This window comes from Paraburkholderia sp. CI3, from assembly GCF_050436505.1.
Taxonomy (GTDB): Bacteria; Pseudomonadota; Gammaproteobacteria; order Burkholderiales; family Burkholderiaceae; genus Paraburkholderia; species Paraburkholderia tuberum.
This window is the reverse complement of the sequence record NZ_JBNDMI010000003.1, coordinates 687334-706388: the sequence shown is the minus strand read 5'-3', so window position 1 is coordinate 706388 and position 19055 is coordinate 687334. Positions and strand designations below refer to the sequence as shown.

The window sequence follows — 19055 nt, the reverse complement described above, 5'->3', positions numbered from 1 at the left end:
GGCCATCAACCGTGTTGCGCCGCCGGCTCGCGGCGCACTTTCATCGCATTGCGCAAACCGGCGAGCAAGGGGGCGCGTACCTTGCCCGGCGCCCGGCCGAAGCTCTCGGTGATGCGGTCCAGAATGATCGCCAGCATCACGACCGACATGCCGCTTTCGAAGCCGAGTCCGATATCGAGCCGCTGGATGCTCGCGAGCACGTCGTTACCGAGGCCGCCCGCACCGACCATCGACGCGATGATCACCATCGACAGCGCCATCATGATGGTCTGGTTCACGCCGGTCATGATCGACGGCAGCGCGTTCGGAAACTGCACCTTGTACAGCAGTTGCCACGGCGTGCAGCCGAACGCCTGTCCCGCTTCGACGATTTCGCGATTCACGTGCTTGATGCCGAGCGCGGTCAGACGCACCGCGGGCGGCATCGCGAAGATCACCGTCGACAGGATGCCCGGCACGCGGCCGAGACCGAACAGCATCGCGGCCGGAATCAGGTAGACGAACGCGGGCATCGTCTGCATCAGATCGAGCACCGGGCGCACGATCATTTCGACGGCGCGGCTCTTCGCCATCCAGATGCCGAGCGGCACGCCGAGCACGAGACTGATCACCGTCGATGACAGCGTGAGGCCGAGCGTGATCACCATCTGATCCCAGAAGCCGGTGCCGTAGATCAGCAGCAGCGCCGCCAGCGTGAACAGCGCGAAGCGCCAGCCGACGCGCCACAAGCCGATGCCGACGAAAAACGCCATCAGCGCCCACATCGGCACGGCCTGCAAACCGTGCTCGACCGCCGCGGCGAAACTCTCGATGACCTTGCCGATCGTGTCGAAGGTCTGCGCGTCGTGATCGAGCAGGTAGTGAACGCCGCGATCGACCCAGGCGCCAAGTGGAATGACTTCAGACATGGGAACCTCGATGGCGCGTGAGAACGTTCAGCACGTTCGTCTTGTTGACCGAACCGCAGTAGGAGCCGTCCGCTTCGACGACCGGCAGCGGCGCGCGGCTCGCCACCACGCGCGCGACCACGTCGTCGAGCGGCGTGCTGCGGCGGATGCATTCGATCTGGTTGAGCTGCGGCGACGCGCTGCCCGTCGCATCGCGGCACACGAAGCCGCGAATCCGGCGCTCGCTATCGAGCACGAACGCGTAGTCGGCGCTGCCGTTGAGCGTCGCGGCGACGCTCGACGCGTCGATCTGCGGCGCGTGCATCAGCGGCACGTCGTCGGTCTGCATCAGATCGCCGGCCGTCAGATAGCGGCTCGTGTCGATGCCTTCGAAGAACGCTCTCACGTAGTCGTCGGCCGGGTTCTTGATGATTTCCCGCGGCGTGCCGATCTGCACCACGCGGCCGCCTTCCATGATCGCGATGCGCGTGCCGATGCGCATCGCCTCCTCGAGATCGTGCGACACGAACAGGATCGTGCGCTGCTGCTCGCGTTGCAGATCGAGCAGCACGTTCTGCATCTCCTTGCGCTTGAGCGGATCGAGCGCGGAGAACGCCTCGTCCATGATCATCAGCGACGGGTTGACCGCGAGCGCGCGCGCGAGCCCGACGCGCTGCTGCATGCCGCCCGACAACTCGGCCGGCAGTTTCTGCGCGAACGGTGCAAGGCCGACCTGTTCGAGCACCGTCAGCGCCCGCCCCTCGCGCTCCTTGCGGCCGACGCCCGCGACTTCGAGGCCGAACGCCGCATTGGCCAGCACGTTGCGCTGCGGCATCAGCGCGAAGGACTGGAACACCATGCTCATGTCCTTGCGGCGCAACGCGGTCAGCTCGGCGCGCGGCACGCCCGCGACATCGCGGCCGTCGATCAGCACCTTGCCGGCGCTGGGCTCGACGAGCCGATTGATCAGGCGAATCAGCGTCGACTTGCCCGAGCCGGACAGGCCCATCAGCACGAAGATCTCGCCCTCGCGAACCTCGAACGACGCGTTGTGGACGCCGACGATCTGACCGGTGCGGGCAAACACCTCTTCTTTCGTGGCGCCGCTGGCCAGCATCGCGAGCGCCTGTTTCGGGTTGCTGCCGAACACCTTGCACAGCCCTTCGACCACGACCTTGGGGGAATTCATCGAGTGCTCTCCTCGCCTGCGGACGTCCGTCCGCGCTGTGCCTACATAGTTGCCAGAAAAAAGTGCGGCTAACCGACTAATTCCGACAACCACATGAGGAAATGCGACACCCGGCCATGCCGTGGACGCTCGGCGCGGCGAGCAAACCCTTGTGGGAGAAAGTTGTGGGAGAAAGGATTGACGCGGGTTGGCCCGCGCGCGGAGCGTGTCGCAACAGAGCAAGCGGCGCTCCCGGACGGCGGCGAGCGCGAGAGGCCTGAGAGGCGCCGGGTTCAGGAAATCGACACGCCCAGCAAGCGCCCGACGCCGAACGTGAACCCTGCCGCGATGAGCCCGATGACGATCTGGCGCAGCGCCGAAAACCCCGCGCTGCGGCCGTTGAACAACGACGTGAACACGCCGATCGACGCGAGCGCCAGCATGCTCAGCACGACGCACTGCACGATTGCGCTGACGCCGCGTGTCCACAGGAACGGCATCACCGGGAAAATCGCGCCGAGCGAGAACAAGCAGAACGACACACCCGCCGCCGACCACGGATTGCCGCCCAGTTCCGCCGGATCGAGACCGAGCTCCTCGCGCGTGAGGGTGTCGAGCGCCTTGTCCTTGTCGCGCATCATCTGCGAGGCCACGCGTTTCGCCTCGCTCGCGTCGAGCCCTTTCGCGCGGTAGATCAGCGCGAGCTCGTGCTCCTCCGCTTCGGGCTGTTCTTCGATCTCCTCGGCTTCCTTGGCGATCTGCGTGCTCGCGAGTTCGCGCGCATTGGTGACCGACAGCCATTCGCCGAGCGCCATCGAACAGGCACCGGCGATCAGCCCGGCGAGGCCGGTCAACAGGATCGCCTTGTTGCCGGTGCCCGCGCCGGCGACGCCCATGATCAGGCAGAAGTTGGACACGAGGCCATCGTTCGCGCCGAGAACCGCCGCGCGCAGATCGTTGCCCGACGCGGCGCCCTTGTGCCACGACTCGGCCGCGGCAATGCGCGCGCCGGACGACAGGTTGGCATTGCCGGTGCTCGCGAGCGTCTGCACGACGGCCGCGTGATGATGTTCGTCGGCCGACATGTGGCCCGCGTCGCGTTGGCCTTGATATTTGTTGCGGTCCGCGTATTCGGCTGCGGCGAGCGTCGGCAGCACGAAGTCCGCGCCGCACACGCGCACGAGCCCCTTCATCAGACGCGTCTTGACCGCATGGCCACGGCCCTTCGGTTCGATGCCATTGGCTCTGAGCTTGTCGGCCCACACTTGCGCGTGGCTGTGTTCGGATTGCGCGAGATCCTGATAGACCTGCTTGCGGGTCTCGTCTTTCTCGACCTGCGCGAGCGTCTCATAGAGGGCGGCGCTGTGCAGTTCGTCGGAGAGATTCGCCTTGTAGCGTTTCACTTCATGTTTCGTTGCCATGATCGCGCCTCGCAACTGCCCGGCGCCTCATCAACGATGAATGCCACGCCGGGCTTCCGGTGTCCGTTACTGGCTGGCAGGCGCACCAACGCCGGCCTTCTTCTGGGCTGCCTGCAGCTTGTCCGGATAGTTCGGATCGTTCTGCGCCGGCTGGTAGCCCGCGTCTTCGAGTTTCTTCAACTCGGCGTTCTTTTTCGCGCGGGCCTGTTTGCGCTCTGCCTTACGCTCGGCCTTGGTCGGCTTTGGGGTGGTCGTCGTCGCGCCTTCCTGGGCTGCGGCATCCGTCGAGCCCTGCGCGAGCGCGAGCGGAATCGTACCGGCCATCAGGGCGACGGCCGAAACGCCCAGCATGATTCGTTTAATGGCGAAGCTCTTCATCACTGATATCCCCTGAAAAAATTGGCAATAACGTACGAGTTGCGTCTGCGAATCGTGAACCACACGCCGGGTCGCGCAGCCTCCACACGAACCCGTCAACGGGAGCTTACAGCCAAATAGCGGGAGGTGGGTCGGGAGCGTGGACGACCCCTGCGGCCTCGCTTTCAGAATTCTCCGCGTTTTGTTGAGATTGACTCATGAACAATATTGACGCGGATCGATTTCATCATCTACTCGGACCGTCGCTTCGTTCACATCTTTCCGCCGATCGTGCTCTATCTATGAAACGCATCTCTACGCGTGTCGCATTGTTAGCGGGTCTCATTGCCGTGCTTTATCTCGGTCTGTTCGACCATACTCCGCAAGGAAGCGAGTGTCGCAAATCGGCACCTGCCCACGGCCTGTACAGGGCAGAGCTTTGCCTGTTGCGATGGATTCCGGGCCGCAGTGGAAGCCCTGAATATGTCGGCAGGCTATTCGATGCAAAAACTGGGAAGCTGCTTGCACAGCGCACGTTCAGCACGCCTGTCCCCGATCTTTTCTGGTCAACGGGTCTGCGATACTCGCTGAATCCGTATTCGCCGCCCCGTTATCTCGGTCCGTCCGTCGAATTTTCCCGCGGAGATGGCGGTGAAGGAGATTCGAGTATTTCGTTACCTCCGTCGTTCTGGGACAAACTGGCCGCCGCGCGCCCGCGCTTATAGTCGGCTGCGTCGTATGCCGGTGCCCGTGTCTCACCGTGCTGGAATCAAGCCGCACGCACTTCCTTCCGCGATTCAGTTTTTTGGCATGTCCGCGCCGTCAGGAGTATCTTTTAACCGCGCCGGAAGCGCCAACACCACCACTCCTCTACAAGACAGACGCTTCCCAGAGTCCAGACCAGCTCGACAAAGCGCGAAGTTTCTAACATGCAACGAAGCGACATCAACTTATCGAGGATGGTGAATCCGTGAAAACAGTCAATCTTTTGAAGGCGCTCGGTATGGCATTGTGCGTGGCAACCGCATCCAGCGCCTATGCCCAGGCAAGCGACGCGCAAGCGCCCGCCGCCACGGCAGCCGCGCCGGCCACGACCGCCCAGTCGACGCGTGCGGCGGATCGCAAGCTCGGCCGCGACGTGCGGCGCGCGCTCGGTAAAGCGCCGGGCTTCAATGTATCGAACGTGTTCGTGCGGGCGCGCGGCGGCGCGGTGACGTTGACCGGCTCGGTGCCTCAGGGCGACATGATCCAGCAGGCCGGCGATGTTGCGAAAGGCGTGCCGGGCGTGACCTCGGTGACCAACAGACTCACCCTGGGCCTGCCATCCCGCGGGAGTGGCGGGAGCTGAGCACAAGCTGGACGCAACTCAGCGCCGCACCAACCCCACCACGTATCTGCACACCTCGGTGCCCGCATTGAAGAACTCGCATTCGACCGGCGCACCGAGTTGCAAACAATCCCCCGCTTCGAGCCGGTGCGTGAGCGCGCCCTCGCGAAACGTCAGCACCCCTTGCGTGACCCAGATCTGCTGATGCTGAAACACGAACGCATCCGACGGATAAGGCACCCTCACCCCAGTCGGCAATTCGATTTCGAGCAGTTCCAGCACGCCGCCGGTCGGCGGTGAAATACGCCGCCGCGTATAGCCGGTTTCGGGGTCCTCCCACAGCGACTGGTCCGCATGACGCACGAGCCGCTCGCCGGTCTGCTCGGCGAGTGCGAGCAACGTGGACAGCGTCAGCCCGAACGCGCCCGACAGCCGCCCGAGCACCGTCGCGGTCGGACTCGCCTCGCCACGCTCGATCTTGCTGATCATCGCCTTCGATACACCCGAGCGCTCGGCCAGCTCGGCGAGCGACCAGTTGCGCGCCTCGCGCTCGGTCTTCACGCGCGCGGAGATCGCCTGGGTCAGATCGATGGCGGAAGTTTCGGACATGGCGGGGTCGTCGTTGCGCAAGTGGGGGGCACCTTATCCTCAAAGACCTTTCGACAACCGGCCTTGGTCAAGGCCTCTTGTTGCAACTCAAGGTTCTGATCCTGCGTCGAGACACGGGCATAGCCGATCATCGTGGCGTGACAGTACCCATTGACGAGTTCGTTGCCGCCGGCGGCCGAGATAGTTGCCTTCAGTTCCGTTAACTCCATCCGCTCGGTCATTGCTTTATTCCATCGTCCTTGCGGTCTTCATCTTCGGCATCCTGGCACGCGGCAGGCAGTTGTTTCAGTAGCTCTGGTAGCGCCGTTTGCACTGTGTCCCACACCACATCAAGGTTGATATCGAAGTAGCCGTGGGCGATGCGGTTGCGCATCCCGCGCATGCTGCGCCACGGCACTGTAGGGTGCGCCTGAGCGAAGTCGGCATAGCGGTCCATTACTTTCGTGGCGGCCTCGCCAATGATGATGAGGCTCATGACGACGGCCCGCTGGGTGCGCTTGTCCTCAAGGAAGTGATCCTTGGCCTGCCCCTTCACGAAGCTGCAAGCATCGGTTGCGGCTTGCTGCATGTGGTCGAGGTAGTCCGGCAAGCGGTTCTCGTTCATACCGGCTGCGCCTCCGCAAGCACCTTGGCCCGGAACTTCTGCGGCAGGTCGGCCGGGGTCAGCAGATCGACGTGGACGCCGAGTAGCGCTTCCAGTTCATCCTGCAACCCCCCCAGGTCGAACAGCGTCGCCCCTGGCAACGCATCGACCAGCAGATCGAGGTCGCTGCCGTCCCGGTCGGTGCCGTGCAGCACCGAGCCGAACACGCGCGGGTTCGCTGCGCGGAAGCGACTCGTCGCTTCGCGCACTACGCTACGCTTCATGTCGAGAATAACGGACGGTCGCATGGGCATCCTTTCTTATCGAAACTCATCGAGACGATAAGCGATTGAGTCGAGACTCGCAATGCCTTCACCTCCCGTGCCATGCCGGTTGCGTTGGTGGGCTTGCTGCCCCGGCACGGCCTACGCCAAGCTGATTACCTTTGACGCAGCAGCGCCAGGATCAGCGCAGACCAGTTCAGGCCGCTACGACCACCGCAACCGGCACAGCCAGCCAACAATGTCTTGCATAGTGATTTTTCGTCCACTATATTAAACGCAACGCCATCGCCCGAACCCGCTCGTCAGCAGGAACACACCATGCCGAAGGAAATCGTTCTCAACGCGTTCGACATGAACTGCGTAGGCCACATCCAGCAAGGGCTGTGGACCCATCCGCGCGATCAGTCCACGCGCTACATGGATCTGCAGTACTGGACCGACTACGCGCGCAAGCTCGAAGCGGGCCTGTTCGACGGCATCTTTTTCGCGGACGTGGTCGGCGTGTACGACGTCTACGGCGGCAGCCCGGACGCGGCAATCGGCGGCGCCGTGCAGGTGCCGGTCAACGATCCGACGCTGCTGATTCCGGCGATGGCCGCGCTCACGCGGCATCTGTCGTTCGGCGTCACGTCGAATCTGTCGGTCGAGCAGCCGTTTCTGTTCGCGCGCCGCATGTCGACGCTCGATCATCTGACGCGCGGCCGGGTCGGCTGGAACATCGTGACCGGCTATCTGGACAGCGCATCGCGCGCGATCGGCCTGAGCGGACAGATGGCGCACGACGACCGCTACGATCTTGCCGACGAGTACATGGAGCTCGTGTACAAGCTGTGGGAATGCAGCTGGGAAGACGGCGCGGTGCTGCGCGACAAGGCGCGCGGCGTCTATGCGGACGCGTCGAAAGTCCACGTGATCCATCACCGCGGCAAGCAGTACCGCGTCGATGCGATGCATCTCGCGGAGCCGTCGCCGCAGCGCACGCCGGTGCTGTATCAGGCCGGTTCGTCCGCGCGCGGCAAACAGTTCGCGGCGGCACACGCGGAGTGCGTGTTCGTCAACGGCCAGGCGAAGCCGGCGGTCAAGACGATCGTCGACGACATCCGCGCGCACGCGGTCGCCGGCGGCCGCCGCGCCGACGGCATCAAGGTACTGCTCGGCCAGACCGTGATCACGGGCCGCACCGATCAGGAAGCGCGGGAGAAATTCGAGGAGTACCGCCGCTATGTGAGCTCGGAGGCGGCGCTGGTGCACGCGGCCGCATCGCTTGGCATCGACTTCGCGCGCTACGACCTCGACGAGCCGATCGAAACGGGCAAGAGCCAGGCGATCGTGTCGAACGTCGAAGCGATGTCGCGCGCGGCCGGTCCGCAATGGACGAAGCGCAAGCTGCTCGAACAGATGGTGCTCGGCAGCCGCCAGCAGCCGCTCGTCGGTTCGGCCGACAAGATCGCCGACGATCTGATCGCGTGGACCGAGGAAACCGGCGTCGATGGCTTCAATCTGTCGCGCACCGTCGTGCCCGAGTGCTTCGACGATTTCATCGAACTGGTCGTGCCGCTACTGCAGGAACGTGGCGCGTACAAGCGCGCGTATCGTGACGGCACGCTGCGCGAAAAGCTGTTCGGCCACGCGCGGCTGCCTGAGAGCCACACAGCGGCGCGCTTCCGTTCGCCGGCTTGCGCGGCGGCGCCGGACGACGAGGCTCGCGGCTAACTCGACCACCGTTGCTTTGGCGAACCCGACTTCCAGCAGAGGCCCCCATGCTTGACAAGAGCACGTTCCGCGACGCGATGGCCGGGCTTGGCGCGGCCGTCAACATCATCAGCAGCGACGGCGAAGCCGGCCTTGCGGGCTGCACCGCGTCGGCGGTCTGCGGCGTCACCGACGAGCCGCCCACCCTGCTCGTTTGCATCAACCGCAGCAGCCGCAACAACGCGGCGTTTCGCAGCAACGGCAAGCTCTGCGTGAACGTGCTGAGCGCCGAGCAGCAGGCGCTTGCCGCGCACTTCGCCACGAGCGCGCTCGCGATCGAAGAGCGCTTCGCCGCCGCGCAATGGGACGACCTCGCAACCGGCGCACCGGTGTTGCAGGACGCGCTCGCGTCGCTCGACTGCGAGATCGAGTCGGTGACCGAAGTCGGCACGCACACGGTGTTCTTCTGCGCGGTGAAAGCCGCGCGCATGCAGGGCGCGGGCGATGCGCTGATCTACTACGGCCGCCGCTATCATCGCGTCGGCGAGCGCTCGGTTCACGCGACGCCCGCCGCTTCACCTGCGCCGCCCCAGCCTCGCCAACGGCCCGGCCGCGATCGTCCGGCCGAATAGCGCTGCCGCGGTGCGCTCCGGATCGAGCGCAATACTTTCGCTCGCTGCACCGACGATCAACGCGTCGAGCAAAGCAGTCAGCGTCGGCTCACGCGACTCGCCATGCCGATGCGACGCGAACCCCCGTCCGCCGCGATCGCACGTCGCTCGCCCACGGAATCCTCGATCGCCCATCACGCCTCCGTGCCATGCGTCATTGCACGCCGTCGTTCGATCAACGCGTCACGCCCGCACGACGCCCGTCATCGGTCTGCCCGCCATGGTCCGGCCAAACAGCGCTGCCGCCGTCCGTTCTGGATCCAGCCCGAGACTTTCACTCGCGGTGCCGGCGATCAACGCATCGAGCGAGGCGGTCGGCTTCAGGTCGCGCGACTGATACAGCTGATGCGGCGCGAGGCCCGGCCAATCCGCAATCACGCGTCCGCCCTGCACCGACCCGCCGAGCACCATCGCGACCGAGCCGGTGCCGTGATCGGTGCCGCCCGTGCCGTTCGCGGCGGCGGTCCTGCCGAACTCCGTCGCGACCAGCACCGTGGTCTTGCTCCACGATGAACCCATGCCGTCGCGCAACGCCGCGAGCATCGTGTCGAGTGCCTTCAGTTGATTCGCGAGCCGCGCGTTCTGCGCGCTGTGCGTGTCCCACCCGCCGGTCTCGATCATCGCGATGCGCGGACCGTCGTCGCGCGCCAGAAAACTGGCCGCGAGCTTGCCGAGGCTCGCCGGGTCCTGGCGCGCGCCAGCGTCGCCCGCAAGGCCGCGCGCCGCCATCGCCGATTCCCACAGCGCACGCAGCTGCGCGTCGTGCTCGTACAGTTGCGACACGCGCGCGAGCAGATCATCGGGCGCCTGCGGCAAGGCCGACGGTGCATACGAGGTCACCGCCGCGGGCCCGCGCAGCGCCATCGGCACGGTCGGCGCGAACGCGATCGCGTTTTCGCGGGTGGCGGGCAGTTGCGCGGCGAGCCGGTTGAGCCAGCCGTCCTTCGTCTGATACGGCGACGTGCCGCCGGTTTCCAGCACGTTCTGTCCGTCGAAATGCGAGCGGTCGCGATACGGCGAGGCGACCGCGTGCACGAACAACGCCTCGCGCTGCGCGTACAGCTTTGCCATCTGCGCGAGCGCCGGATGCAGCGCGAACGTGCCGTCCAGATGCGGTGCGTTCGACGCATCGATCGCGAGCGGCCCGCGCAGCGTCGCATACGCGGGGTCCGCGTACGGCACGACGATGTTCAGCCCGTCGGCCGCGCCACGCTGGATCACGAACACGAAGCGGCGGTCGGTCGCGACATGCGCGAACGCAATCCGCGGCGACACGAGCAGTGCGCCGGCACCGGCGGCGGCGACGCTCAGAAACTGACGGCGTGACAGCATGGCGTTCATCTCCGTTGAAAATCGGGCGATACGAGCAGCAGCGCGATCGCCGTCGATGCGCTTTCCGCGCGCGACACCGCCGTGGCCGTCGGCTCGCTGAGCGAGCCAGCCAGCAAGGTCTGGCCGAGCGAGCGCGCATCGAGCCGGTCACCCACGCGCGCGGCGAAACGTTGCGCGACTTCGACGCGGCGCACGAGCGCATCGGGCGCGGCCCAGCTCGCGGCGATATCGTCGTAGCCGGCGGGTGAGCCGGGCCGCCACACCGGCTGGCCAAGCTGCGTGAGGATCGGCGCGCTCTGCAGATTGCCGGGCTCGTGCCAGCCGAGTCCGCGCATCGACGAGATGGTCCACTCCCACGGCGTCTTGAACTTCGCCGCGGCCGGCGACCACGCTTGCGGCGTATCAATCAACGCGCGATAGACGGTCGGCAGATCGCCGTCGCTGCGCGTGAACGCATCGGCCAGACGTTCGCTGACGCCAGGTGGCGGATTGTCGGCGACGAAATGGCGCGCGAGCTTCGTGCCGATATGCTGCGCGGTGGCCGGTGCGTGCGCGAGGTCGTGCAGGATCGCGAGCGCCTGCTGTTCGCCGGCTTCGTCGTAGCGGCGTCCCATGATCGTGCGCGAGCCGGGCTCGTGCAGCGCGGGACGAAACACGAAGCTGCCGGGTTCGCCGTTCTGTTCCAGCGCGCGCCGGTTTGCATTGGCGCCGCCGCTCCCCGGATTGCCGACGAGACTCCAGCCGGTCAGCGCACGCGCGAACTCGGTCACGTCGTCCTGGCTATAGCCGCTGCGCACGCCGAGCGTATGCAGCTCCATGATCTCGCGCGCAAGGTTCTCGTTGAGTCCGCGTTTGTTGTCCGGATTGCGCTGCGCGGCGCGCAGCGCGGCCATGCTGTCGGGACCGACCGAGCGGGTCTGGTCGAGGAACAGCTGCATGGCCGGATGACGCTCGACGGCCACCAGCATGTCCTCGAAACGGCCGAGCACGTGCGGGCGAATCGCCTCCGCTTCGAACGACCCGGCGAGCGCCGCGACGCCGGGCTTTTCGGTCGACACCGCGAAGTGATTCGCCCAGAAATGCACGAGGCGTTCGATGAACGGCGTCTGCGTGGTCAGCGCGCTTGCGACGCGCGCATTGACCGACGAGCGGTACATGTCGAGGATTTCGACGCGCAGTGCTTTTCTTTCGGCTTGCCTGGCGGCTTGCGCGTCGGTCTGGCTGGGTGCTGCGGTGTTGCTGGCGCTGTTGTTTGCGCTGTTGTTTGCGCCGTGGTTCGCATTCTGGCTCGGGTTGGTCTCCTCAGCCGCCTTCTGTTTCGACTGCTGTTCCATCTGCATGCGCTGCTGCACGAGCTGCGTCGACAATGCGATCGAATCGGGTTGGTTCGCCCACGCGTCGGGCCGCGGCTGATATTGCTCGAACTGCGCGAGCAGCCAGCCCTTCGGATCGGCGGGCGGCGTGTCGTCGGCGCGCGCGCCGAGGCCGAAGCGGTTCAGTGCGATCGCCGCGGCATTCAGGTTCGGTGAGTTGGCCATACGATCCTCGTCGGCAGGTAGAACACCTGCATGTCCGTTAAACGGCCGACACGCTGAAATCCGTCGCCATCGCGCGCATTTTTTATTCGCTCGATGCGGCATTCGCCGCCGGTTTTTTCGCGTTCGGCGCCGGCTGCGCTTCGCGCCATTGCCCGCGCAACTTCAAACTCTCGGCGAATTCGACGCGCTCCTCGGGCGTCAGCGTCGCCGCGAAATCGGCGACGCTCGCTTCGACCATCGCGCGCAGGCTGACGTCGGCCGCGCGCGTGCGCGCGAGCGCGGCATCGAGTGCGGCGCGATCGAACTGCGGCGCGGCCAGCAGACGCAGCACCTCACGACGCCCTTCGCGAGCCTCGCGCGCATACTGGCGGCCGTCGCGCCGCGCGCTCTTCAGGCCGTCGATAAACGCCTGCCGCTGCTGCGCCGACAGCGGCTCGGCGGCAAACCGCAGCGCGCGCCGGTCCTGCGCCGCCGCCGGCGGATTCGCACCGTGCGCGGCGAACCATTGATACGCGCCGCCGGCGATCGCGCCGAGCAGAAACACGTTGAGCACCACCGAGCCCAGCAGCGCAAATTTCCACGAGCGCCCGTTCATTCGCCGCTCCAATCGGCGGAGCTGCCGCCGAAGCTCGAAGTCAGATACGAGGATTCATGCACGACCGGCGCGTTCTCGGTCAGCACGAAGAACGACACCGCGAACGCCCCCGCCACGCCGCCGAGCAGCCCGACACCTGCCACCGCCGCGCCCGACCACCACAAACGCCAGCGCGCGGCTGGGCGTCGCGACGGCGCGCGGTCGATGATGCCACGCTGCAGTTCGAGGCTCGGCGGCTCGAGCTCATCGGCGGCGAGCCACGCGTCGAGGCTGGCCGCGTCGCTCAACGCCGCATCGGCTTCGTCGCGATGCGCGCGCGCCCACGCCTGCGCGGCTTCGCGTTCGCGCTCCGGCCAGCGGCGCGCGTCGGCACCGTAAGCTGCAACGATCTGATGGAATCTTTCGGGCGTCATGACTTGTCCTTGCTAAGGCCGCTGCCGGCCAGTTGAGCGCGCAAACCGCGGCGCGCGCGGCCCAGCAGACTCTCCAGCGCATCGACGCTGACGCCCATCAAGGCCGCAGCGTCGACGTTCGACATCTCCTGGTAGTAGGTCAGCACGAGTGCCTCGCGCTGTCGCGCCGGCAGCGCGGCGAGCGCCGCGCGCACGCGCGCGTGGTCGGCACGTGCTTCGAGCCGCGCGTCGGGCGGCGCGGCGGGATCGGCCGAATCGGGCAGTTCGTCGCTCGGGTCTTCGCGCTGGCCGCGCAGACGGTCATAGCAAAGATTGAGCGCGACCCGATGCATCCACGTGTCGAACTTCGCTTCGCCTTCACGCCAGCGGGCCGCCTGTTTCCAGATTCGCACGAAGACCTCCTGCGCGACGTCCTCCGCTTCCATGCGATCGCCGAGCATGCGCGTGGCGAGCGCAAGTAGCCGCGGCAGCTTGCGCGCGACCAGCGAGCGGACCGCGCCGGGCTCCGCGCGGCCCACCCGCGCGATCAGCTCGGCGTCCGGATCGGGTGGTGCGTCGCTCAAGGCGTGCGGCTCGGTCGCGACATCACGCGCGCGCTTTCGCGTGAGGACCGCATCACGGGATCAACGTCGTTCACTTGCCGCCGCTCCTTCAGCTGTCGTGTCGTTATGTTGTCGTGCCGCTACGCCACTATCCGGCCAGGTATCACGTACGCGGTCAATATACGACGACCGCCGGCCGGTAATAGGCCGGGCGTGCCGGATAGACCACACAGCCGGCGAGCGAGGCCGCCAGCAGAATCATCACGAGTGTTTTCATCGCAAGCCTCGTTCAAGCCCAATGTCCTTCGATCCAGCGCCAGTGCGGCCCACGTTGCGCCCAATGCCCGGGCACCCAGTGATAGCCGACGCGCACCGGCTGCCAGTGGCCCGGCACCCACACATAGCGGCCGTGCTCCCAGCGCCAGCGGCCCTGATCCCACACATAGCCGTCCCGTGGCGCGGGCACGACTTCGACGCGCGGCGGCGGCGGTGCCATCGGCGCGATCATCACTTGTGCGGAGGCGGGCGCGGCCGTCAGCGTGGCCGCGCAGCACAGCGCGGCGCTCAGCGTGGAACCGAGCAGACGAGTGATGCGGTTGGTGTTCATGTCGATTTCTCCCTTCAAGGCTGGGACAAGTCGGTGCCCAGGACGGCCCCGTTTCTACTTGAACGCGGCAGCGGGAGAAATCCGTCGCGCTATTTGCGAAAAAAATGCACGAATACAGTCGGGTTCACGTAAGGCAATAGTCGGCGTTTCGCCCGAAAATTTTCACTTTTTGATGGTCCAATGCCCGGGCTGCAATCACTGGCGTCGGCCGTTACGCTTCTAACAACAATTTCCAGCACCGTTCATACCTATCGATGGAAGGGCTGGACCGCGAATGTGGAGATACCAAAGAATGTTTCGCAAAGCCCTTTTGCCCATTCCGTTTGCCGCCGCACTGTTCGTGCTGAGCGCATGCGGCAACAGCAGCGTCAGCTCTCCTTCGACTGCATCCGCGCCGGCCTCCACACCGGCTGCTACCGTATCCGCCCAGGACGCGTTGGCCACGGCAACGCCGATCAAGCACCTCGTCGTGATCTTCGGTGAGAATCGTTCTTTCGATCACTACTTCGGCACCTATCCGAACGCGCAGAACCCGGCCGGTGAACCGGCGTTCACGGCGGCGAACACGCCGGCCCAGATCAACAATCTGAATCAGAATTCGCTTCTGACGAGCAACCCGAACTTCCTGAACACGGCGAACAACGCGGCCTCCGCAGGCAGCGGTATCAATCCGTTCCGCCTCGACCGCAGCCAGGCCAACACCAACGGCCAGTCGCACGACTACATGAAGGAACAGCTCGCCTACAACAATGGCGCGGCGGACCTGTTCCCCAAGTACACGGGTAACAACAGCGCCGGCAGCGGTTCGACGTTCGGCACGCCGGGTCTCGTGATGGGCTATTTCGACGGCAACACGGTCACCGCGCTGTGGAATTACGCGCAGAACTTCGCGATGAGCGACAACATGTACACCGACACGTACGGTCCGTCGACACCGGGCGCGCTCGAGGTGGTTTCCGGCCAGACCAACGGCGCTATTCCTGCGAACGGTGCCGCTCAAGGCGACAACGTGATTGCCGACGGCGCGGGCAGCTTCACGATGAACGGCGATTCCGACCCGACCGGGGACGTGTGCAACACCTCGACGTCGAGCGGCCAGGCCACGCTGAGCTCGAATAACAAAAACATCGGTGACCTCCTCAACGCGAAAGGCATTACGTGGGGCGGCTTCATGGGCGGCTTCGACCTGAGCGCCACCAACTCGAACGGCACCACGGCGTGCAAGCGCAGTACCTACTCGTCGGTCCTCGGCGCAACGAAGACGGACTACATACCTCACCACAACTGGTTCCAGTACTACGCTACGACGGCCAACCTGGCGCACACGCGCCCGACGTCGACCGCGCTGATTGGACAGACCGACCCGCTCGATTCGACGGCTACGCCGGTGCATCATCAATACGACGTCAACGACTTCTTCACGGCCGTCTCGGCGGGCAACTTCCCGTCGGTCAGCTACCTGAAGGCACCGGCCGTCGGCGACGCGCACCCGGGCAACTCGGATCCGATCGACGAGCAGGCGTTCATCACGAAGGTCGTCAACTTCCTGCAACAACAGCCGGACTGGAAGAACACCGCCGTCATCATCACGTACGACGATTCGGATGGCTGGTACGACCACGCTTATGCGACGCCGACGACTTCGTCGTTTGACGCCACCGCCGACCAGTTGAACGGCGCGGGCACCTGCAACGCGACGGGCGCTAAGCAAGGCGTCGGCGTGACAGGTGCGGCTGTCAACGGCCGTTGCGGCCCGGGAACGCGTGTTCCGCTTCTGGTGATCTCGCCGTACGCACGTAGCAACTACGTTGACCACACGGCGGTCACTCAGGCTTCGGTTGTCAGGTTCATCGAAGACAACTGGCTCGGCGGCACCCGCATCGGCAACGGATCGCACGATGCGACGACGGGGAGCATCGCGTCGCTGTTCGACTTCACCAACGGTGGCAAAACGCCGGCGTTGTACCTCGACGCGAACCTTGGCACCAAGCTGTCGGCTCCTCCTGCAACGAACTAAGGAGCCACCGTTTATCCGTCCGTTCTGCCGCACGGAGAAGTACGCGGTGTGACGTTCAGGGAACGGAGCTGTTGATGCCTGTCAATCAGTGATGACGTCGAGCCAGCCGGTACGGTGGCTCGACGTGCTTGTTTGCAGTTCAGCTTGACTACCGCTATCGCCATGAATCGTCGTTCGAACGCCATCTTGTCTTCGCAACTACCCACCGGAAGCGGCCCGTCCCCTCGCGCTGCGAGCAGCGCGTGGCGTCGCCTGATCCTCCGGATAGTGCTGGGCATCGTGCTGCTGGGCGCCGCTCTGGTCGGCTACGCGCTGATCTATCCCGAGCGTATGCCCGCGCCGATCGGCGATACGGTCGAGAATCTGACGGGCCTCAACGCCCATCCGGTCAAGCTCCAGGGTCCCCCCGTCGCGCCCCTTAGCGCGGTCGCGGTACTCGGCAGGGACCTGTTCAATGATCCGTCGCTTTCGGCGTCGGGCAAACAGTCGTGCGCGTCGTGCCACAGCGCCGCGCACGCTTTCTCGCCGCCCAACGACCTGACGGTACAACCAGGCGGCCTTCACATGACGGAAGCGGGCTATCGGCCGGTGCCATCGCTCGCGTACCTGTATCGCCAGGCGCCGTTCAGCATCGGTCCCGATCAGGGCGATACCGACGCCGCACCGGTCAGCCTCGATACGCAGGCATCGGCCGCGCTAGGCGTGCAGCGCGCCCAGAAAACCGCGGGCGCGGCGCCTGCCGCGCCGGCGATGGTGCCGCAAGGGGGACTCTTCTGGGACGGCCGGGCAAGCACGCTGCAGGACCAGGCGCTTGGGCCGCTGACCAACCCGGTCGAGATGGCGAACCCCGATCTGGCTTCGGTTGCCGACAAGCTAAGGCACTCGAAGCACATCGATACGCTCAGACAACTTTTCGGTCCGCACGTCGTCAACGATCCCAATCTGCTCGTGTCGGAAGCCATGTTCGCGATCAGTCGGTATGAATTCGAAGACCCGGCGTTCCATCCATTCTCGAGCAAATACGACGCCTGGCTCGAAGGACGTGCACGCCTCACGCAAGCCGAACTACGTGGCTTGCGTCTGTTCAACGACAAGGACAAGGCCAATTGCGCGGGTTGCCACCTGAGCCAGCCGACGTCGGACGGCCTTCCACCTCTTTTTACCGACACGCAGTATGAAGCGCTCGGCGTGCCGCGCAATCGCGAACTTGCGCAGAACAGGAATCCGAAGTTCTACGACATGGGCATTTGTGGGCCATTCCGGACCGACATGGCCAGCGAGACGCAGTATTGCGGCATGTTCCTGACGCCGACACTGCGCAATGCCGCCGAACGCAAGACGTTCTTCCACAATGGCGTGTATCACGACCTCAAGCAGGTGCTGGACTTCTACAACCTGCGCAATACGTCGCCGGACAGAATCTATCCGCGCGATGCGTCGGGCAAGGTGCAGAAGTACGACGATCTGCCGCCGCAATACCATGCGAACGTGGATGTGGCCGATGCGCCGTTCGACCGCAAGTTCGGCGACCAGCCCGCGATGACCGATCAAGACATCCAGGACATCATCGCGTTCATGAAGACGCTGAGCGACGGGTACAAGGACTGAGCAGCCGCGCTGGACGCCGCCGCTGCAGCTTCCAGGCTGCGGCACGCGGCCCGGCGCGGTATCCTTGCCGGTCCGCGACCTCATCCCTACCCTCCCCGATGGCCGATTTTCCTTTCGACGCCGTGCTCTTCGACTGCGACGGCGTGCTCGTCGATTCCGAACCCATCACGAACCGCGTGCTCACCGAGATGCTCGGCGAGCTCGGCTGGCATTTGAGCGTCGAAGAGACGATGCGCATTTTCGTCGGCAAGATGGTCAGGGACGAAGCCGCGTTGATCGAGGCGCGCACCGGCTTCGCGATCACGGCCGGGTGGCTGGCGCAGTTCCGCGCGCGTCGCAACGTGGCGCTCGACAATGAGTTGCGCGCGATCGACGGCGCGCCTTTCGCGGTCCGCGCGCTGCAGCAGAGGTTGAATGGACGCATCGCTGTGGCGTCGGGCGCGGATCGCATCAAGATCGAATTGCAGCTCGTGAAGGCCGGCATCCTCGACTGCTTCGACGGACGCATCTTCAGCGGCCACGAAACGCCGCGCAGCAAGCCGTTTCCCGACGTCTACCTCGCCGCGGCCGCGGCACTGGGCGTCGAGCCGACACACTGTGCGGTCATCGAGGATACGGTGACGGGCGCGACCGCGGGCGTCGCGGCCGGCGCGACGGTATTCGGCTATTGCCCGACGCACCTCGGCCATAGCAGCGCGACCGCGTTGCATGGCGCGGGCGCGGTGCACGTGTTCAGGGAGATGGCCGGGCTACCGGCGTTGCTCGCGGGATGGGGCACGCGCTGATCGACCGACGTGTTGGCGGTTGAACGACACCGGCTTGCCGCAAGTTGGCCAACGCCGATCAGTTTTCGACTGCGCAGATACGGTCGATCAGCGCTCGAGCCAGCACAGACGTTGAATCCCGCCGCATGGCATGGTGCGTGCAACTGGAACGCCCGAGCGCAAAGCATTTGCGCGCTCGCTACCCATCCAACGTTGCCGGAGATTCATCATGTCCAACTTGACCCTTGCCGACCTGTCGCGCTGCGACGACCTCGACCACGTGGCTGCACAGTCCGTGCGCGGCGGCCACTCGTGTTTCCCGCACGAATACCCGCCTTCGTGTTACCACGAAAAACCGCCGGTTCGCGGCCCGTCGTACTACAACCCGCCCTCCTACAACCCCTGCCAGCCCGTGCATTACGGCTGCGGGCCGGTCTACACCCCGGTCTGCCATCCGGAGCCGGGCAAAATCGTGCCGCTGTAAGCACGAGGCCCAGCGCCGTTGCGTACGACGGCGCAATCACGCATGTGTTGCGGCCCGGGTTGGTACGATCGGGCCGCATCGCGCGCTTCATGCTCTTATTCGAAGTCCCCTTCGCGTGCGGTAAGTAGGGTTCCGGATGCGCTCACGCAAATGAAA

The 19055-nt window shown here is 65.3% G+C and carries 20 protein-coding genes and 2 pseudogenes; 8 read left to right on the top strand and 14 right to left on the bottom strand.

All coding sequences use genetic code 11. The features are described from left to right. Nucleotides 1-5: 5 nt before the first annotated feature. The 4 genes from choW to OKW29_RS12000 form a co-directional block, all read right to left on the bottom strand. On the bottom strand, nucleotides 6-908 hold the full coding sequence (choW, locus tag OKW29_RS12015; protein ID WP_184038314.1) for a choline ABC transporter permease subunit: 903 nt from the start codon (nucleotides 906-908) through the stop codon (nucleotides 6-8). Continuing rightward, the gene (locus tag OKW29_RS12010) at nucleotides 901-2076 is read right to left on the bottom strand and encodes a quaternary amine ABC transporter ATP-binding protein (RefSeq protein ID WP_429291190.1); all 1176 of its coding nucleotides are present in this window, start codon (nucleotides 2074-2076) and stop codon (nucleotides 901-903) included. Before OKW29_RS12010 ends, choW begins: the two co-directional genes overlap by 8 nt. A gap of 272 nt (nucleotides 2077-2348) precedes the next feature. Continuing rightward, on the bottom strand, nucleotides 2349-3476 hold the full coding sequence (locus tag OKW29_RS12005; RefSeq protein ID WP_184060241.1) for a VIT1/CCC1 transporter family protein: 1128 nt from the start codon (nucleotides 3474-3476) through the stop codon (nucleotides 2349-2351). Between the two features lie 66 nt (nucleotides 3477-3542). Continuing rightward, nucleotides 3543-3854 (bottom strand): hypothetical protein, encoded by a 312-nt coding sequence (locus OKW29_RS12000; protein WP_176078901.1) that lies wholly within the window; start codon nucleotides 3852-3854, stop codon nucleotides 3543-3545. Between the two features lie 197 nt (nucleotides 3855-4051). On the opposite strand from OKW29_RS12000, the gene OKW29_RS11995 reads away from it, so the two are divergent. Both OKW29_RS11995 and OKW29_RS11990 read left to right on the top strand, forming a co-directional pair. Then, nucleotides 4052-4558, top strand: coding sequence for a hypothetical protein (locus OKW29_RS11995; protein WP_429291189.1), 507 nt, complete (start codon nucleotides 4052-4054; stop codon nucleotides 4556-4558). 245 nt (nucleotides 4559-4803) lie between these two features. Then, on the top strand, nucleotides 4804-5181 hold the full coding sequence (locus OKW29_RS11990) for a BON domain-containing protein (protein WP_184038300.1): 378 nt from the start codon (nucleotides 4804-4806) through the stop codon (nucleotides 5179-5181). 18 nt (nucleotides 5182-5199) lie between these two features. Here the strand turns inward: OKW29_RS11990 and OKW29_RS11985 are convergent, their stop codons facing one another. The 4 genes and pseudogenes from OKW29_RS11985 to OKW29_RS11970 form a co-directional block, all read right to left on the bottom strand. Next, nucleotides 5200-5769, bottom strand: coding sequence for a helix-turn-helix domain-containing protein (locus tag OKW29_RS11985; protein ID WP_184046833.1), 570 nt, complete (start codon nucleotides 5767-5769; stop codon nucleotides 5200-5202). Nucleotides 5770-5783: 14 nt separating this feature from the next. Then, nucleotides 5784-5900 (bottom strand): annotated as a pseudogene (locus OKW29_RS11980) (recombinase family protein); the annotation flags it as partial. A gap of 86 nt (nucleotides 5901-5986) precedes the next feature. Continuing rightward, nucleotides 5987-6373, bottom strand: coding sequence for a HepT-like ribonuclease domain-containing protein (locus tag OKW29_RS11975; protein ID WP_429291188.1), 387 nt, complete (start codon nucleotides 6371-6373; stop codon nucleotides 5987-5989). Continuing rightward, nucleotides 6370-6660 carry a nucleotidyltransferase family protein gene (locus OKW29_RS11970; RefSeq protein WP_429291187.1) on the bottom strand — a complete coding sequence of 97 codons (291 nt, stop codon included), beginning with the start codon at nucleotides 6658-6660 and terminating at the stop codon, nucleotides 6370-6372. The genes OKW29_RS11975 and OKW29_RS11970 overlap by 4 nt, the downstream gene beginning before the upstream one ends. A 294-nt stretch (nucleotides 6661-6954) precedes the next feature. Between OKW29_RS11970 and OKW29_RS11965 the strand changes: the two genes are divergently transcribed. Together OKW29_RS11965 and OKW29_RS11960 are read left to right on the top strand one after the other, a co-directional pair. Continuing rightward, nucleotides 6955-8349 carry an LLM class flavin-dependent oxidoreductase gene (locus OKW29_RS11965; protein WP_429291186.1) on the top strand — a complete coding sequence of 465 codons (1395 nt, stop codon included), beginning with the start codon at nucleotides 6955-6957 and terminating at the stop codon, nucleotides 8347-8349. Nucleotides 8350-8396: 47 nt separating this feature from the next. Then, nucleotides 8397-8960, top strand: a complete 564-nt coding sequence (locus OKW29_RS11960; RefSeq protein ID WP_429291185.1) for a flavin reductase — start codon at nucleotides 8397-8399, stop codon at nucleotides 8958-8960. A 222-nt stretch (nucleotides 8961-9182) separates the two neighbouring features. Here the strand turns inward: OKW29_RS11960 and OKW29_RS11955 are convergent, their stop codons facing one another. The 6 genes and pseudogenes from OKW29_RS11955 to OKW29_RS11930 all read right to left on the bottom strand — a co-directional run bounded on the left by OKW29_RS11955 (nucleotide 9183) and on the right by OKW29_RS11930 (nucleotide 14026). Further along, complete coding sequence (locus OKW29_RS11955; protein ID WP_429291184.1) at nucleotides 9183-10331, bottom strand: DUF1501 domain-containing protein; 1149 nt, start codon at nucleotides 10329-10331, stop codon at nucleotides 9183-9185. 5 nt (nucleotides 10332-10336) lie between these two features. Then, nucleotides 10337-11869, bottom strand: coding sequence for a DUF1800 domain-containing protein (locus OKW29_RS11950; protein ID WP_429291183.1), 1533 nt, complete (start codon nucleotides 11867-11869; stop codon nucleotides 10337-10339). 82 nt (nucleotides 11870-11951) lie between these two features. After that, complete coding sequence (locus tag OKW29_RS11945; RefSeq protein ID WP_184072946.1) at nucleotides 11952-12464, bottom strand: periplasmic heavy metal sensor; 513 nt, start codon at nucleotides 12462-12464, stop codon at nucleotides 11952-11954. Beyond that, nucleotides 12461-12877, bottom strand: a complete 417-nt coding sequence (locus tag OKW29_RS11940) for a hypothetical protein (RefSeq protein WP_429291182.1) — start codon at nucleotides 12875-12877, stop codon at nucleotides 12461-12463. Before OKW29_RS11940 ends, OKW29_RS11945 begins: the two co-directional genes overlap by 4 nt. Next, nucleotides 12874-13464 (bottom strand): annotated as a pseudogene (locus tag OKW29_RS11935) (RNA polymerase sigma factor); the annotation flags it as partial. The gene OKW29_RS11940 and the pseudogene OKW29_RS11935, both read right to left, overlap by 4 nt. A gap of 244 nt (nucleotides 13465-13708) precedes the next feature. Continuing rightward, nucleotides 13709-14026 carry a YXWGXW repeat-containing protein gene (locus OKW29_RS11930; protein ID WP_429291181.1) on the bottom strand — a complete coding sequence of 106 codons (318 nt, stop codon included), beginning with the start codon at nucleotides 14024-14026 and terminating at the stop codon, nucleotides 13709-13711. Between the two features lie 292 nt (nucleotides 14027-14318). Here OKW29_RS11930 and OKW29_RS11925 point away from each other — a divergent pair, with 292 nt between their 5' ends. The 4 genes from OKW29_RS11925 to OKW29_RS11910 all read left to right on the top strand — a co-directional run bounded on the left by OKW29_RS11925 (nucleotide 14319) and on the right by OKW29_RS11910 (nucleotide 18899). Then, nucleotides 14319-16043, top strand: coding sequence for a phospholipase C (locus OKW29_RS11925; protein ID WP_429291180.1), 1725 nt, complete (start codon nucleotides 14319-14321; stop codon nucleotides 16041-16043). A gap of 162 nt (nucleotides 16044-16205) precedes the next feature. Next, a complete protein-coding gene (locus OKW29_RS11920) occupies nucleotides 16206-17651 on the top strand; it encodes a cytochrome-c peroxidase (protein ID WP_429291179.1) in 1446 nt (481 codons plus the stop codon). Between the two features lie 98 nt (nucleotides 17652-17749). Further along, nucleotides 17750-18436 (top strand): HAD family hydrolase, encoded by a 687-nt coding sequence (locus tag OKW29_RS11915; protein ID WP_429291178.1) that lies wholly within the window; start codon nucleotides 17750-17752, stop codon nucleotides 18434-18436. 208 nt (nucleotides 18437-18644) lie between these two features. Beyond that, nucleotides 18645-18899, top strand: a complete 255-nt coding sequence (locus OKW29_RS11910) for a hypothetical protein (RefSeq protein ID WP_429291177.1) — start codon at nucleotides 18645-18647, stop codon at nucleotides 18897-18899. The last annotated feature ends 156 nt before the right edge of the window (nucleotides 18900-19055 follow it).

What these genes read in the sequence shown, in the direction of transcription:
- OKW29_RS12010 (WP_429291190.1), bottom strand. Translation starts at nt 2,076, where the DNA reads ATGAATTCCCCCAAGGTCGTGGTCGAAGGGCTGTGCAAGGTGTTCGGC.
- OKW29_RS11950 (WP_429291183.1), bottom strand. Translation starts at nt 11,869, where the DNA reads ATGGCCAACTCACCGAACCTGAATGCCGCGGCGATCGCACTGAACCGC.
- OKW29_RS11965 (WP_429291186.1), top strand. Translation starts at nt 6,955, where the DNA reads ATGCCGAAGGAAATCGTTCTCAACGCGTTCGACATGAACTGCGTAGGC.
- OKW29_RS11970 (WP_429291187.1), bottom strand. Translation starts at nt 6,660, where the DNA reads ATGCGACCGTCCGTTATTCTCGACATGAAGCGTAGCGTAGTGCGCGAA.
- choW (WP_184038314.1), bottom strand. Translation starts at nt 908, where the DNA reads ATGTCTGAAGTCATTCCACTTGGCGCCTGGGTCGATCGCGGCGTTCAC.
- OKW29_RS11945 (WP_184072946.1), bottom strand. Translation starts at nt 12,464, where the DNA reads ATGAACGGGCGCTCGTGGAAATTTGCGCTGCTGGGCTCGGTGGTGCTC.
- OKW29_RS11955 (WP_429291184.1), bottom strand. Translation starts at nt 10,331, where the DNA reads ATGCTGTCACGCCGTCAGTTTCTGAGCGTCGCCGCCGCCGGTGCCGGC.
- OKW29_RS11910 (WP_429291177.1), top strand. Translation starts at nt 18,645, where the DNA reads ATGTCCAACTTGACCCTTGCCGACCTGTCGCGCTGCGACGACCTCGAC.
- OKW29_RS11985 (WP_184046833.1), bottom strand. Translation starts at nt 5,769, where the DNA reads ATGTCCGAAACTTCCGCCATCGATCTGACCCAGGCGATCTCCGCGCGC.
- OKW29_RS11930 (WP_429291181.1), bottom strand. Translation starts at nt 14,026, where the DNA reads ATGAACACCAACCGCATCACTCGTCTGCTCGGTTCCACGCTGAGCGCC.
- OKW29_RS11960 (WP_429291185.1), top strand. Translation starts at nt 8,397, where the DNA reads ATGCTTGACAAGAGCACGTTCCGCGACGCGATGGCCGGGCTTGGCGCG.
- OKW29_RS11920 (WP_429291179.1), top strand. Translation starts at nt 16,206, where the DNA reads ATGAATCGTCGTTCGAACGCCATCTTGTCTTCGCAACTACCCACCGGA.
- OKW29_RS12005 (WP_184060241.1), bottom strand. Translation starts at nt 3,476, where the DNA reads ATGGCAACGAAACATGAAGTGAAACGCTACAAGGCGAATCTCTCCGAC.
- OKW29_RS11975 (WP_429291188.1), bottom strand. Translation starts at nt 6,373, where the DNA reads ATGAACGAGAACCGCTTGCCGGACTACCTCGACCACATGCAGCAAGCC.
- OKW29_RS11940 (WP_429291182.1), bottom strand. Translation starts at nt 12,877, where the DNA reads ATGACGCCCGAAAGATTCCATCAGATCGTTGCAGCTTACGGTGCCGAC.
- OKW29_RS12000 (WP_176078901.1), bottom strand. Translation starts at nt 3,854, where the DNA reads ATGAAGAGCTTCGCCATTAAACGAATCATGCTGGGCGTTTCGGCCGTC.
- OKW29_RS11995 (WP_429291189.1), top strand. Translation starts at nt 4,052, where the DNA reads ATGAACAATATTGACGCGGATCGATTTCATCATCTACTCGGACCGTCG.
- OKW29_RS11915 (WP_429291178.1), top strand. Translation starts at nt 17,750, where the DNA reads ATGGCCGATTTTCCTTTCGACGCCGTGCTCTTCGACTGCGACGGCGTG.
- OKW29_RS11925 (WP_429291180.1), top strand. Translation starts at nt 14,319, where the DNA reads ATGTTTCGCAAAGCCCTTTTGCCCATTCCGTTTGCCGCCGCACTGTTC.